Raw genomic sequence first — 13,259 nt, 5'->3', positions numbered from 1 at the left:
TGGCATACTGAACGGCCGAGTCCGGTTCCGGTTCACGATGTCGATTGGCGACGTCGACCCGGCGACCATTGAAAGGGACACCATGAAGGCAGGAATCCACCCAACCTACGTAGCGACCACCGTCGTCTGCGGTTGCGGTAACACGTTCGAGACCCACAGCACCAAGGAGTCCGGACGCATCAACGTCGAGGTTTGCTCGCAGTGCCACCCGTTCTACACGGGCAAGCAGAAGATTCTCGACACCGGTGGACGCGTCGCTCGCTTCGAGGCTCGCTACGGCAAGCGCGCAGACAGCAAGGTCCCGGCCACCGAGTCCTAGCTGTTCCGCCGACGCCCGATCTGCCATGCGCAGATCGGGCGTCGGCTTTTTTGTGCCTGCACTCGGTTTGCGCGTTTCCCGGGTCCCGGCGTCGAAATACCTTCAAGCGCGCACCGTAGGAATCGAAACTCAGAGCGGAGCGAACCATGGCAGGCGCAACCCAGCCCTCGGCCATCGACGACATCTTGGCGGAGCACGCCGGTCTCGAAGCACAGATGTCCGATCCGGCGCTGCACAACGACCCTGCCGCTGCCAGGCGCGTCGGTAAGCGGTTCTCCGAGCTCTCGCCGATCATGTCGACGTACAACAAGCTCACCGCTGCGCAGGACGATCTGGAAGCCGCGCGCGAACTAGCCGCCGACGATTCCAGCTTCGCCGCCGAGATCCCCGATCTCGAAGCCGAGGTCGCGCAGCTCGAGCAGACGCTTACCGATCAGTTGGCGCCGCGTGATCCGCATGACGGCGACGACATCGTCCTCGAAGTGAAGTCCGGTGAGGGCGGCGAAGAATCCGCGCTCTTCGCCTCGGACCTGGCCCGCATGTACGTCCGCTACGCGGAACGGCATGGCTGGCGCGTCGAGATTCTCGACGCGACGGTCTCCGATCTCGGCGGATACAAGGAAGCCACGCTGTCGATCAAGAGCAAGTCGGACACCCCGGACGGAGTGTGGGCGCGGCTGAAGTTCGAGGGCGGCGTTCACCGCGTCCAGCGAGTGCCTGTCACCGAATCCCAGGGACGCGTTCACACTTCGGCTGCCGGCGTTCTGGTCTACCCGGAGCCCGAAGAGGTCGAGCAGGTCCAGATCGACGAAAGTGACCTGCGTATCGACGTCTACCGTTCGTCCGGCAAGGGCGGTCAGGGCGTCAACACGACCGACTCTGCTGTCCGAATCACGCACCTTCCGACCGGCATCGTCGTCACCTGCCAGAACGAGCGTTCGCAGCTCCAGAACAAGGCGCGCGCCATGCAGGTCCTTGCAGCCCGTTTGCAGGTAGTCGCCGAGGAAGCCGCGGACGCTGAAGCGTCGGCAGGTCGCCAGAGTCAGGTTCGGACGGTGGACCGTTCGGAGCGCATCCGCACCTACAACTTCCCCGAGAACCGCATCACCGATCACCGCATCGGATTCAAGTCGCACAACCTCGACGCGGTGCTCGACGGTGAGCTCGACGCACTTCTCGATGCATTGGGCAAGGCGGACCGAGAGGCGCGTCTCGCGGCCGAGTAGATGCAGACCATGACTGACCTCCATCCCGCCGGGAACTCGGTGAACCGCGTGTCGGTCGAGCGTGGCAGGCTGTACCCGTGAGTCGACTTCCACTTCGTTTGGCGCTGATCGAAGCTGCAAAACAGCTCGACGCCGCAGGTGTGCCCAGCCCACGCACCGACGCCGAGTTGTTGGCATCCCACCTGCTCGGGGTCGAACGCACGCGTCTCGGACTGATTCCGTTGGTCGATCCCGAGGTCATCGCGGCGTTCGACGAGTTGGTTGCCCAACGGGTGAAGCGGATTCCGTTGCAGCACATCATCGGAGTCGCGTCGATGGGCAACATCGACGTCGCTGTCGGGCCGGGTGTCTTCATTCCGCGGCCGGAAACCGAACTGCTCATGGGTTGGGCACTCTCGTTTCTCGAAGGTTGCGGAAGCAAGCCGCCGGTAGTTCTGGACCTGTGTACGGGATCGGGTGTACTCGCGCTGTCCATCGCCGAGGCCCGTCCGGACGCCGTCGTTCACGCCGTGGAGAAGGAGCCCGCCGCCCTGGCGTGGGCGCGTCGTAATGCTGCCGACCGCGAGGCCGCCGGTGATACACCGATCCATCTGCATCAGGGTGATGTCACCGATCGGAACCTGTTGCCAGGGCTCGAGGGCGGCGTCGATCTGGTCGTGTCCAATCCGCCGTACATCCCCGAAGGCGCGCAATTGCAGCCTGAGGTCATGGATTACGACCCACACACCGCACTGTTCGGCGGTACCGACGGTCTGTCCGTCATCAAACCCATGATCAGCAACATCGCACGGTGGCTTCGAATCGGCGGCGCGGCAGGCATCGAGCACGACGACACCAACGGGGACGGCGTCGCTGCGCTGTTCTCGGCGCGCCGGGTATTCGGCGAGGTCGCGCAGCATCCAGATCTTGCCGGTCGTCCGCGATTCGTCGTCGCCAGACGTGTCGCCACCGACGTCGAAGCACAGCGGAATCGAACGCCCGAAGCGCAGAGTGAAAGGATGGCTGAGTGAGCACCGTGTACGACTGCAGTCAGACAGATTCCCGAACCGCAGGCTTGGCCGCCGCGAAGAACGCGCTCAAGGCCGGCCGACTCGTAGTTCTCCCTACCGACACCCTTTACGGACTCGCCGCCGACGCGTTCGACAGCGAAGCTGTCACGAGTCTGTTGCGCGCCAAGGGACGCGGGCGAGACATGCCCGTCCCGGTTCTGGTCGGATCGTGGAACACCATCGACGGGCTCGTCTACAGCGTGCGCCCGCAGGCACGGGATCTGATCCGCGCATTCTGGCCCGGCGGACTGAGCCTGGTCGTCGAGCAGGCGCCTTCACTTGCCTGGGACCTCGGTGATACCCGCGGAACCGTCATGCTCCGCATGCCCTTGCATCCGGTTGCCCTCGAACTGTTGCGCGATGTCGGACCGCTTGCCGTCTCGAGCGCCAACATTTCGGGGCGTCCGCCGGCAACTACCGTCGAGGAAGCCCGAGATCAGCTCGGCGGATCTGCCAGCGTGTATCTCGACGGGGGCAAGGCCGAACACGCCGTTGCTTCCACGATCGTCGACCTGACCGGCAATTCACCGCGTATCTTGCGAGTGGGTGCCGTCTCGGCAGAATCCATCGCCGAGGTATTGGGCACCAGTCCGGAAAGTCTCGTAGAGGGAGTTTCGTAACGATGGTCGGCGCCGGCGGCGAGCGCGCGGGGGAATCCACGTATTGGGGACCGGATTTCGGTGAGCTTGCCACGGCAGACCCCGAGATCGCGGCTGTTGCGCTGGCCGAACTCGAGCGTCAGCGCGACGGACTTCAACTCATCGCGAGCGAGAACTTCACCAGCCCCTCGGTACTGGCTGCCTTGGGTTCGACCCTGAGCAACAAGTACGCCGAGGGCTATCCGGGTCGGCGTTACTACGGCGGGTGCGAGTACGTCGACGTAGCCGAGAATCTGGCGATCGATCGGGCAAAGGCGCTGTTCGGCGCCGAGCACGTCAACGTCCAACCGCATTCGGGGGCCACTGCGAATCTCGCGGTGTACGCCGCATTCGCCAAGCCCGGCGACACCGTATTGGCGATGAGTCTGCCGCACGGTGGGCATCTGACTCACGGGTCTCGCGTCAGCTTTTCTGGGCAGTGGTTCACCACCGTTCCCTATCACGTCGATTCGGCCACCGAATTGATCGACTACGACGAGGTTCGCACCCTGGCTCTGGCGCACAAGCCGAAAATCATCGTCGCCGGCGCGACCGCGTACTCCCGCACCATCGACTTCGCAGCCTTCCGCTCGATCGCAGACGAGGTCGGTGCGATCCTGTGGGTCGACGCCGCCCACTTCATCGGACTCGTGGCAGGCCGGGCGATACCGTCGTGCGTTCCGTACGCCGACGTCGTCTCCGCGACGACGCACAAAGTCCTCAGAGGCCCGCGCGGCGGAATGATCCTGTGCCGCAGCGAGCACGCCTCGGCCGTAGATCGCGCGGTGTTCCCTTTCATTCAAGGCGGCCCGATGATGCATGCGATCGCTGCGAAGGCGGTTGCCTTCAAGGAAGCGTCGACGCCGGAATATCGTTGGTATGCACAGGAAGTGGTTGCCAACGCATCGGCACTCGCGCTGTCGTTGGAAGCTCGCGGTCTGCGCACCGTGTCCGGTGGAACCGACACACATCTGGCGCTTCTCGACCTGCGCGCAAGCGGCGTCGCCGGAGTCGACGCCGAGCGTAGGTGCGGACTGGCTTCGATCACGCTCAACAAGAACACGATTCCGTTCGATCCGCAGTCGCCCGCCGTCACGTCCGGAATCCGCGTCGGGTCCGCGGCCGTGACGACACAGGGATTCAACAGGTCCGACATGAGCGTCGTGGGGGAGTTGATCGCACGAGCAGTTGTCGCGGATCCAGCCACCACGGCAGGGGAGGCCGAGTTGGCATCAGTTGCCGACGGCGTTCGCGAACTGGTCCGGGCAAAGCCTGCCTATGCCCGCCAGACGGGTGATCTCGAGCAGTGATCACTTCCTACGAGGCGACCACGTATCTGGCACAGGGCGGCGGGGGAGCGGGTGTTCCCATCCGTGAACTTTTGCTCGTGCTGTGTACGGCGGCAGTGGTGACCTACCTGGCGACTGGCGCTGTCCGGTTGTTGGCGCTGCGGTTCGGCGCTGTCGCGATTCCTCGTGATCGGGACGTTCACGTCGAGCCGATTCCGCGCCTCGGTGGCGTCGGAATGTATATCGGCATGGCTGTCGGTCTGCTGTTTGCGCAGCAATTACCCGCGCTCACAAGAGGTTTCGGCTTCGGCAGTCCTGACGTACACGCTGCGCTCGTAGCTGGCGCCGTCATCGTCCTCGTGGGTGTGATCGACGACAGGTGGGGCCTCGACGCCCTCACCAAATTTGTCGGTCAGGTGACTGCTGCCGGCGTTCTCGTGGTGATGGGCGTCAGCTGGTTCATCATCTACAACCCGTTCGGCGGTGACGGTGGGTCCACCATCATCCTCGATCAGATTCAATCCGGACTGTTCACCGTTGCTGTTGCCGTCGCGACCATCAACGCCATGAATTTTGTCGACGGTCTCGACGGATTGGCCGCCGGGTTGGGTCTGATTGCGGCGCTCGCCATCCTCATCTTCTCGATCGGTCTTCTCCACGATCAGGGCGGCGACGCGAGTGTCTACCCGCCGGCGATGATCGCGGCGGCGTTGGCAGGCGCTTGTCTCGGTTTTCTTCCACACAACTTCAATCCAGCGCGCATTTTCATGGGCGATTCCGGGTCGATGTTGATCGGTCTCATGCTGGCCGCGATCTCCACCAGTGCATCCGGTCGTATTCCGCTCACTGCCTACGGAACCCGCGACCTCGTCGGCCTCCTCGCGCCGTTGTTGCTGGTCGGGGCTGTGATGTTCATCCCGATGCTGGACATGCTCCTGGCCGTGATCCGCCGGACGAAAGCGGGCGTCAGTCCGTTCAGTCCGGACAAGATGCACCTGCATCATCGCCTCTTGCAGATCGGACACACGCACCGACGAGTTGTGCTGGTCATCTACCTGTGGGTCAGCGTCCTGGCGTTCGGTGCCGTCGGATCCTCGCTGCTCAATCGTCAGCTGGTTGTTGTACTCGTCGCGGCCGGTTTGGTTCTTGCGTTGTTCTTCACTGCGGTGCCTTCCCTGATCGATCGCAAGCAGCAGCGTCGCTAGCCAAGTTTTCCGATCCATTACCCTTGGGCATCGTGACGAACACGCCGCAGCCTGTACCTGCCTCGCAACCCATCCCTGATTCGACCGCCGCCATGAAGTCGGCCGTGAAGTGGGGTGTGATGGGGCTGATCGCGCTGGCCGTGGTCGGCGCGCTCCTGGGCGGGCTCTTCGCCGGTAAGGAAGGCGTCTACGGCGCTCTGATCGGCGCAGCCGTCGGCGGCGGGTTCATCTTGTTCACGGCGTTGGGCGTGCTGCTCACAGCGAAGCTGCCTGCGCTCACGGCCGGTGCCGTTCTGCTCGGTACCTGGCTGCTGAAGATGATTCTCGCGATGGTGGTTCTCTTTGTCCTCTCGGACATGGATTTCTACAACAAGACCGCCCTCGTCCTGGTCATCATCATGTCGCTGGTCGTGGTGCTCGGTGCGGAGACTTACGGCGTCCTGGGAACCAAAACTCCGTACGTCGATCCCACTCCCAGCAGCAACGTCGACGACGACGAGTAGTACTACAAGAGGTAACTAATCGGACTTCCAGGTACCCCATCTACACAATGTCGTAGATGACTTGATAAGGTTCGGTTCAAGCGAGAGCAATGGTGGGCCGAGTAACACTCAGCCGACGATGCCATGTGCTCGCAGGTGGTCGAAATTCTGACCACTGAGTCGACGAGAGTCGCCGACACCGACAGACGCCAGGCCCCTCTAGGGTTCTCCAGCTGCTGACGAATGCGCGAGTCGAACTTGTCGACTTGTAGATCGTCAATGTCCGATCGAACCGCAGTCAATGATGGCTGCGGACCGACTACGGGAGAGAACGCTGAGCGTCACCACCCTGGCCGCGGATGAATTCCATGCGCCGTCACTAGACGATTTTTTCCCGCCCTCCGTGTTGATTCACGCGGGCCCCTTCGAGCTCGACCGTCTGATGCTGATTCGTCTGCTGATGTCGGTGCTGGTCGCAGCCTTCTTCGTGATCGCAATGCGCAGCCCTCGACTGGTTCCCCGTGGACTGCAGAACGCAGCTGAGCTTGCGCTCGACTTCGTTCGTATCAACATCGCCGAGGAGATCCTGGGCAAGGAACAGGGCAAGCGCTTCCTGCCGGTCATCACGACGATCTTCTTCATCGTGGTCGCCAGCAACCTGGCCAGCGTCATTCCCTTCCTGAACATCTCGCCGAACGCACGAATCGGTATGCCGCTGGTACTCGCAGCGCTCGCCTACATCGTGTTCAACTACGTGGGAATCAAGAAGTACGGCTTCTTCAAGTACGTCAAGAGCAGCATCGTCGTTCCCGGCGTCCCGCTGCCCCTGCACTTCCTGTTGGTGCCCATCGAGTTCATCTCGACCTTCATCCTGCGCCCGTTCACGCTGATGGTTCGTCTCATGGCCAACATGTTGGCCGGCCACATCCTGCTGGTGCTGTTCTTCAGCGCGACGAACTACTTCTTCTTCGTGTCCGGCGGATTCCAGGCGATCTTCGGTGTTCCGTCGATCATTGCCGGTATCGCATTCACGTTCTTCGAGCTGCTGGTCATCTTCCTGCAGGCTTACGTGTTCGCGCTGCTGACCGCGGTGTACATCGATCTGGCGCTCCACGCCGACGAGCACTGACCTTTTACCTCCTCACCAGCTACACCAAGAACTGAGCCTCTTGCCGAATCCGGCGGAGGTCAACAGAAAGGGAATGGAACACCATGAGCATCGCTTACCTCGCTCAGGAAGTTGTCGAGACCAAGTCGCGCGGCTACGGAGCCATCGGCTACGGCCTCGCAGCAATCGGCCCCGGCATCGGCGTGGGCATCGTTGTGGGCAAGGCAATCGAAGGCATGGTCCGCCAGCCCGAGATGGCCGGCCAGGTTCGTACCACCATGTTCCTCGGTATTGCATTCACCGAGGCCCTCGCGCTGATCGGCCTCGTCGCCGGCTTCATCTTCTAAGACCGACATGGCAGCCACCATCGCAATTCTCGCGGCGGAGGGGACGACTGAACACAATCCCCTCATCCCCGAGACATACGACATCGTGTGGTCCGCGGTCGCGCTCGTAGTAGTTGGTTTCGTCTTCTGGAAGCTCGTTCTTCCGAAGTTCCAGAAGGTCTTGGCCGAACGCACCGAGCAGATCGAGGGCGGCATCAAGAAAGCCGAAGACGCACAGGCGGAGGCAGCAGCAGCGCTCGAGCAGTACCGCGCGCAGCTCGCCGAAGCTCGTACCGAGGCAGCGCAGATCCGTGAGGAAGCGCGTACCCAGGGTCAGCAGATCATCGCTGACATGAAGGTTCAGGCGCAGGACGAGAGCGACCGCATCGTGGCCGCAGGCCACAGCCAGCTCGTCGCCCAGCGTCAGCAGATTGTCGCTGAGCTCCGCTCGGATCTCGGCAAGACCGCTGTAGACCTGGCCGAGAAGGTCATCGGGGAGTCCCTCGCCGACGACGTGAAGCGCGCCGGAACGGTTGATCGTTTCCTCAACGAGCTCGACACCGTCAGCGCTGATTCAGCCAGGAAGTGAGCAACATGTACGCAGCGAGCCGTGAAGCCTTGGCGCAGACTCGTTCTGCGCTGAGCAGTGCCCTGGGCGCCGTCTCTGCAGGAGCCGCAACTGCTGCTTCTGCTCAGGCTGGGTCCGAGCTCTTCTCGGTGGTCGAGGTACTCGACGGCCAGCGCGCTCTTCGCAGCGCGCTGGCTGACGCTTCGGCACCGGCCGCTGGTCGCCAGGCTTTGGCAGAGCAGTTGTTCTCCGGAAAGGTCGGCGCCGAGGCGCTCGCCACCGTGAAGGCAGCTGCAGGCCAGGACTGGTCTGCGGCCCGCGACTTGGTCAACTCGCTCGAACTGCTCGGACGCGAAGCTCTGCTCCGCGCCGCAGCCGATCAGAGCCAGTTGGACACCGTTGAGGACGAGCTCTTCCGTCTCGGTCGCATCGTGGCAGGGGATCCCAGCCTGGAGCAGACGCTCTCGGATCTGTCGGTTCCCGCAGCCCGCAAGCGTGAGTTCCTCTCCCGCTTGCTCTACGGCAAGGTCACCGCGGTCACCGAGGCACTCGCCGGACAGGCCGTCGGCCGGTTGAAGTCTGCACCCGCAGACACTTTCGATCAGCTGTCGAATCTTGCCGCAGCGCAGCGCGATACCACCGTTGCTCACGTTCGCAGCGCCTCGGCGTTGAGCTCGGAGCAGTCGGATCGCTTGGCGAGCACTCTTACCCGCACCTACGGGAAGCCGGTAGCAGTGCACGTCGAGGTCGATCCAGAACTCCTCAGCGGCTTGGTCGTCCGGGTGGGCGACGAGGTTATCGACGGCAGCGCAGCGGGTCGACTCGCAGCACTGCGGAAGAACCTCAAGTAGTCCTTCAGCCGAACACATACTCCAGATCTTTTCGAAGACCAGACACCGAGAGCAGGAAAAACATGGCGGAGCTGACGATCTCCTCCGACGAGATCCGTAGCGCGATCGACAACTACACCGCGAGCTACTCCCCGGAGGCCTCCCGTGAGGAGGTCGGCACAGTGACCGACACCAGTGACGGCATTGCGCACGTCTCTGGCCTGCCTTCGGCTATGTCCAACGAGCTGTTGGAGTTCCCCGGTGGAATCGTCGGCGTCGCGCTCAACCTGGATGCCACCGAAATCGGTGCCGTCATCCTTGGCGATTACCAGAACATTCAAGAAGGCCAGGAAGTAAAGCGCACGGGCGACGTTCTGTCGGTTCCCGTCGGCGATGCTTTCCTCGGCCGCGTCATCGACCCGCTGGGTGCGCCCATCGACGGCCTCGGCGAGATCGAGAGCACCGAGAACCGTGCACTCGAGCTCCAGGCCGCTTCGGTGCTCGAGCGCCAGCCGGTCGAAGAGCCGCTCCAGACCGGTATCAAGGCTATCGACGCCATGACCCCGATCGGCCGCGGCCAGCGCCAGCTCATCATCGGCGACCGCAAGACCGGCAAGACCGCGGTCTGCATCGACGCCATCCTGAACCAGAAGGCCAACTGGGATTCCGGCGATGTCAACAAGCAGGTGCGCTGCATCTACGTTGCCATCGGTCAGAAGGGTTCCACCATCGCGGGCGTCAAGGCTGCCCTCGAGGAGAAGGGCGCGATGGAATACACCACCATCGTTGCTGCTCCGGCATCTGATTCCGCAGGCTTCAAGTGGCTCGCACCGTACACCGGCTCGGCCATCGGCCAGCACTGGATGTACCAGGGCAAGCACGTTCTGGTCGTGTTCGACGACCTGACCAAGCAGGCAGAGGCGTACCGCGCCATCTCGCTGCTGCTGCGTCGCCCGCCGGGACGCGAGGCTTACCCCGGTGACGTCTTCTACTTGCACTCCCGTCTGCTGGAGCGTTCGGCGAAGCTGTCCGACGCACTCGGCGGTGGCTCGCTGACGGCTCTGCCGATCATCGAGACCAAGGCGAACGACGTCTCGGCTTACATCCCGACCAACGTCATCTCCATCACCGACGGTCAGGTGTTCCTCGAGTCCGACCTGTTCAACAAGGGCGTTCGCCCCGCGATCAACGTCGGTATCTCGGTCTCCCGCGTCGGTGGCGCTGCACAGACCAAGGGCATGAAGAAGGTTTCCGGTTCGCTGCGTCTGGAACTGGCTCAGTTCCGTGAGCTCGAAGCGTTCTCCGCCTTCGCTTCCGACCTCGACGCTGCCTCCAAGGCTCAGCTCGAGCGCGGCGCCCGTCTGGTCGAGCTGCTCAAGCAGGATCAGTACAGCCCGATCCCCGTCGAGGACCAGATCGTCTCGATCTACCTGGCCGGCGAAGGCATCTTCGACAGCGTTCCGATCGGCGACGTCCGTCGCTTCGAGAAGGAACTGCTCGAAGACCTCAAGCACTCGGCTGCTGGCGTCTACTCCAGCATCAACGGCGGTAAGGCACTCGATGCCGACAACGCTGCTGAGCTGATCGCCGCGACGAACAAGTTCAAGGAAGGCTTCATCGCATCCGACGGAAGCCGGGTCGTGAACGAAGCCGAGGCTGACGCTTTGGGCGCCGACGAGGTCGCGAACGAGCAGATCAACGTCAAGCGCAAGACCGTCAGCAAGTGACGTACGCGCCCATGACACTGCGAATTCCGAAGGGAGAGTGATTGATCGATGGCGAGCATTCTCGAATTGCGGTCTCGTATCAAGTCGGTCAACTCGACCAAGAAGATCACCAAGGCACAGGAACTGATCGCGACTTCGCGTATCACCAAGGCTCAGATTCGCGTCGCCGCGTCCAAGCCGTATGCCGAGGAGATCACGAAGGTACTCACCGAATTGGCGAGTGCGTCTGCTTCGCTCGATCACCCGTTGCTCAACGAGCGTCCGGAGCCCAAGCGGGCAGCGGTCCTCGTTGTCACCAGTGACCGCGGCATGTGTGGTGGCTACAACTCCAACGTCCTCAAGCAGGCAGAAGAGCTCATGGCTCTCCTCCGCAGCGAGGGCAAGGAGCCGGTCGTGTACGTGCTCGGTTCCAAGGGGCTCGGCTACTACACGTTCCGCGGCCGCGACATCGGTGCTGCGTGGACGGGCTTCTCGCAGGATCCGGGTTACTCGGATGCAGCGAAGGCCAGCCGCCACCTGGTGGAGCTGTTCATGGCTGGTTCGGGTAACCAGGTTGCCGCTCCGAACGGTGAAGGCACGATCGAGGGCGTCGACGAACTCCATATCGTCTACACCCGCTTCGTGTCGATGCTGACGCAGACTCCCGAGGTTCGCCGTATGGCTCCTCTCGAGGTCTTCGTGTCGGAAGAGCGCATCGAACTCGGTGACGACATGCTGACCAACGGCCACGACGACGACCATGACAATGGCCCCGTCGCGGACTTCAGCTTCGAGCCCGAGCCCGAGAAGCTTCTCGGCGCTCTTCTCCCGAAGTACGTCAGCACTCGTATCTTCTCGTCGCTTCTCGATGCTGCGGCATCGGAGTCGGCAGCCCGTCGTACTGCCATGAAGGCCGCGACGGACAACGCAAACGAACTGGTGAACACGTTGAGCCGTCAGGCCAACCAGGCTCGCCAGGCCCAGATCACCCAGGAAATCAGCGAGATCGTCGGCGGCGCCAACGCGCTCGCCTCGAGCGCAGGAAGTGACTAGCACATGACCGCAGCAGTAACCGAAAACAACGGGGCAGGTTCGGCTTCGGCCGTAGCCGGCCGCGTCGTGCGGGTCATCGGTCCCGTCGTGGACGTTGAATTCCCGCGTGGCGCTGTTCCTGAACTGTTCAACGCCCTGAACGCCGAGATCACGCTTCCCTCGGTCGCCAAGACGCTGACGCTCGAGGTTGCACAGCACCTCGGTGACAACCTGGTCCGCACCGTCTCCATGCAGCCCACCGACGGCCTCGTCCGCGGCACTGCAGTGACCGACTCGGGCAAGCCGATCTCGGTTCCCGTCGGTGACGTCGTCAAGGGCCACGTGTTCAACGCCCTGGGCGATTGCCTCGACACCCCCGGCCTCGGCCGCGACGGCGAGCAGTGGGGCATCCACCGCAAGCCACCAGCCTTCGATCAGCTCGAAGGTAAGACCGAGATCCTCGAGACCGGCATCAAGGTCATCGACCTTCTCACCCCGTACGTCAAGGGTGGAAAGATCGGCCTGTTCGGTGGCGCCGGCGTCGGCAAGACCGTTCTGATCCAGGAAATGATCACGCGTATCGCTCGCGAGTTCTCGGGCACCTCGGTGTTCGCAGGCGTCGGTGAGCGTACCCGTGAGGGCACCGACCTCCACCTGGAAATGGAAGAGATGGGCGTCCTCCAGGACACCGCCCTTGTCTTCGGCCAGATGGACGAGCCGCCCGGAACGCGTATGCGCGTCGCCCTGTCCGCACTGACGATGGCGGAGTACTTCCGCGACGTCCAGGGCCAGGACGTTCTGCTGTTCATCGACAACATCTTCCGCTTCACGCAGGCAGGCTCCGAGGTTTCCACCCTCCTCGGCCGTATGCCTTCGGCAGTGGGCTACCAGCCCACGCTGGCGGACGAGATGGGTGAGCTCCAGGAGCGCATCACCTCGACTCGCGGTCGCTCGATCACCTCGCTGCAGGCTATTTACGTGCCCGCCGACGACTACACCGACCCCGCGCCGGCTACGACGTTCGCGCACCTCGATGCCACCACCGAGCTTTCGCGCCCGATTTCGCAGATGGGTATCTACCCCGCTGTGGATCCGCTGAGCTCGACCTCCCGCATCCTGGAGCCCGGCATCGTCGGTGCCGAGCACTTCCGCGTTGCCAACGAGGTCAAGCGCATCCTGCAGAAGTACAAGGAACTGCAGGACATCATCGCCATCCTCGGTATGGACGAGCTTCAGGAAGAGGACAAGGTCCTCGTCGGCCGTGCCCGTCGTATCCAGAAGTTCCTCGGCCAGAACTTCATCGTTGCCGAGAAGTTCACCGGTGAGCCCGGCTCCGTCGTGCCGCTCCGCGACACGATCGAAGCCTTCGACCGCGTCTGCAAGGGCGAGTTCGATCACCTGCCCGAGCAGGCATTCAACAGCTGCGGTGGACTCGACGACGTCGAGGCTGCAGCCAAGAAGATGGCCGGGAAGTAGTCCAC

14 protein-coding genes are annotated in these 13,259 nt (G+C 62.9%); all 14 read left to right on the top strand.

Annotated features, from left to right (window positions below; translation table 11 throughout):
* Positions 1-82 precede the first annotated feature (82 nt).
* On the top strand, positions 83-319 hold the full coding sequence (gene rpmE / locus AOT96_RS30050) for a 50S ribosomal protein L31 (protein WP_003941310.1): 237 nt from the start codon (positions 83-85) through the stop codon (positions 317-319).
* Positions 320-465: 146 nt separating this feature from the next.
* Positions 466-1,545, top strand: a complete 1,080-nt coding sequence (prfA, locus tag AOT96_RS30045) for a peptide chain release factor 1 (RefSeq protein WP_003941341.1) — start codon at positions 466-468, stop codon at positions 1,543-1,545.
* Between the two features lie 77 nt (positions 1,546-1,622).
* Positions 1,623-2,555, top strand: coding sequence for a peptide chain release factor N(5)-glutamine methyltransferase (prmC, locus tag AOT96_RS30040; RefSeq protein ID WP_030537333.1), 933 nt, complete (start codon positions 1,623-1,625; stop codon positions 2,553-2,555).
* Positions 2,552-3,214 carry an L-threonylcarbamoyladenylate synthase gene (locus tag AOT96_RS30035; RefSeq protein WP_003941345.1) on the top strand — a complete coding sequence of 221 codons (663 nt, stop codon included), beginning with the start codon at positions 2,552-2,554 and terminating at the stop codon, positions 3,212-3,214. The genes prmC and AOT96_RS30035 overlap by 4 nt, the downstream gene beginning before the upstream one ends.
* A 2-nt stretch (positions 3,215-3,216) precedes the next feature.
* Positions 3,217-4,542, top strand: a complete 1,326-nt coding sequence (gene glyA, locus AOT96_RS30030; protein ID WP_065352710.1) for a serine hydroxymethyltransferase — start codon at positions 3,217-3,219, stop codon at positions 4,540-4,542.
* Positions 4,539-5,726 (top strand): glycosyltransferase family 4 protein, encoded by a 1,188-nt coding sequence (locus tag AOT96_RS30025; RefSeq protein ID WP_080726516.1) that lies wholly within the window; start codon positions 4,539-4,541, stop codon positions 5,724-5,726. The genes glyA and AOT96_RS30025 overlap by 4 nt, the downstream gene beginning before the upstream one ends.
* A gap of 32 nt (positions 5,727-5,758) precedes the next feature.
* Complete coding sequence (locus AOT96_RS30020) at positions 5,759-6,229, top strand: glycine zipper family protein (RefSeq protein WP_019749175.1); 471 nt, start codon at positions 5,759-5,761, stop codon at positions 6,227-6,229.
* A 280-nt stretch (positions 6,230-6,509) separates the two neighbouring features.
* Positions 6,510-7,337, top strand: coding sequence for a F0F1 ATP synthase subunit A (gene atpB, locus AOT96_RS30015; protein ID WP_003941403.1), 828 nt, complete (start codon positions 6,510-6,512; stop codon positions 7,335-7,337).
* A gap of 83 nt (positions 7,338-7,420) precedes the next feature.
* The gene (locus tag AOT96_RS30010; RefSeq protein ID WP_003941327.1) at positions 7,421-7,663 is read left to right on the top strand and encodes an ATP synthase F0 subunit C; all 243 of its coding nucleotides are present in this window, start codon (positions 7,421-7,423) and stop codon (positions 7,661-7,663) included.
* Positions 7,664-7,670: 7 nt separating this feature from the next.
* Positions 7,671-8,231, top strand: coding sequence for a F0F1 ATP synthase subunit B (locus AOT96_RS30005; RefSeq protein WP_003941337.1), 561 nt, complete (start codon positions 7,671-7,673; stop codon positions 8,229-8,231).
* 5 nt (positions 8,232-8,236) lie between these two features.
* Complete coding sequence (locus tag AOT96_RS30000) at positions 8,237-9,061, top strand: F0F1 ATP synthase subunit delta (protein ID WP_003941304.1); 825 nt, start codon at positions 8,237-8,239, stop codon at positions 9,059-9,061.
* A 62-nt stretch (positions 9,062-9,123) separates the two neighbouring features.
* Complete coding sequence (gene atpA, locus AOT96_RS29995; RefSeq protein ID WP_007726218.1) at positions 9,124-10,767, top strand: F0F1 ATP synthase subunit alpha; 1,644 nt, start codon at positions 9,124-9,126, stop codon at positions 10,765-10,767.
* 48 nt (positions 10,768-10,815) lie between these two features.
* Positions 10,816-11,799, top strand: a complete 984-nt coding sequence (locus AOT96_RS29990; protein ID WP_003941320.1) for a F0F1 ATP synthase subunit gamma — start codon at positions 10,816-10,818, stop codon at positions 11,797-11,799.
* A gap of 3 nt (positions 11,800-11,802) precedes the next feature.
* Positions 11,803-13,254, top strand: a complete 1,452-nt coding sequence (atpD, locus tag AOT96_RS29985) for a F0F1 ATP synthase subunit beta (protein ID WP_003941349.1) — start codon at positions 11,803-11,805, stop codon at positions 13,252-13,254.
* Positions 13,255-13,259: the final 5 nt, after the last annotated feature.

Origin of the sequence: Rhodococcus sp. 008 (assembly GCF_001682295.1) — a bacterium.
GTDB classification, from domain to species: Bacteria; Actinomycetota; Actinomycetes; order Mycobacteriales; family Mycobacteriaceae; genus Rhodococcus_F; species Rhodococcus_F qingshengii.
Note: the sequence above shows the minus strand (reverse complement) of the source record. Positions and strands in the feature narration are given on the sequence as shown.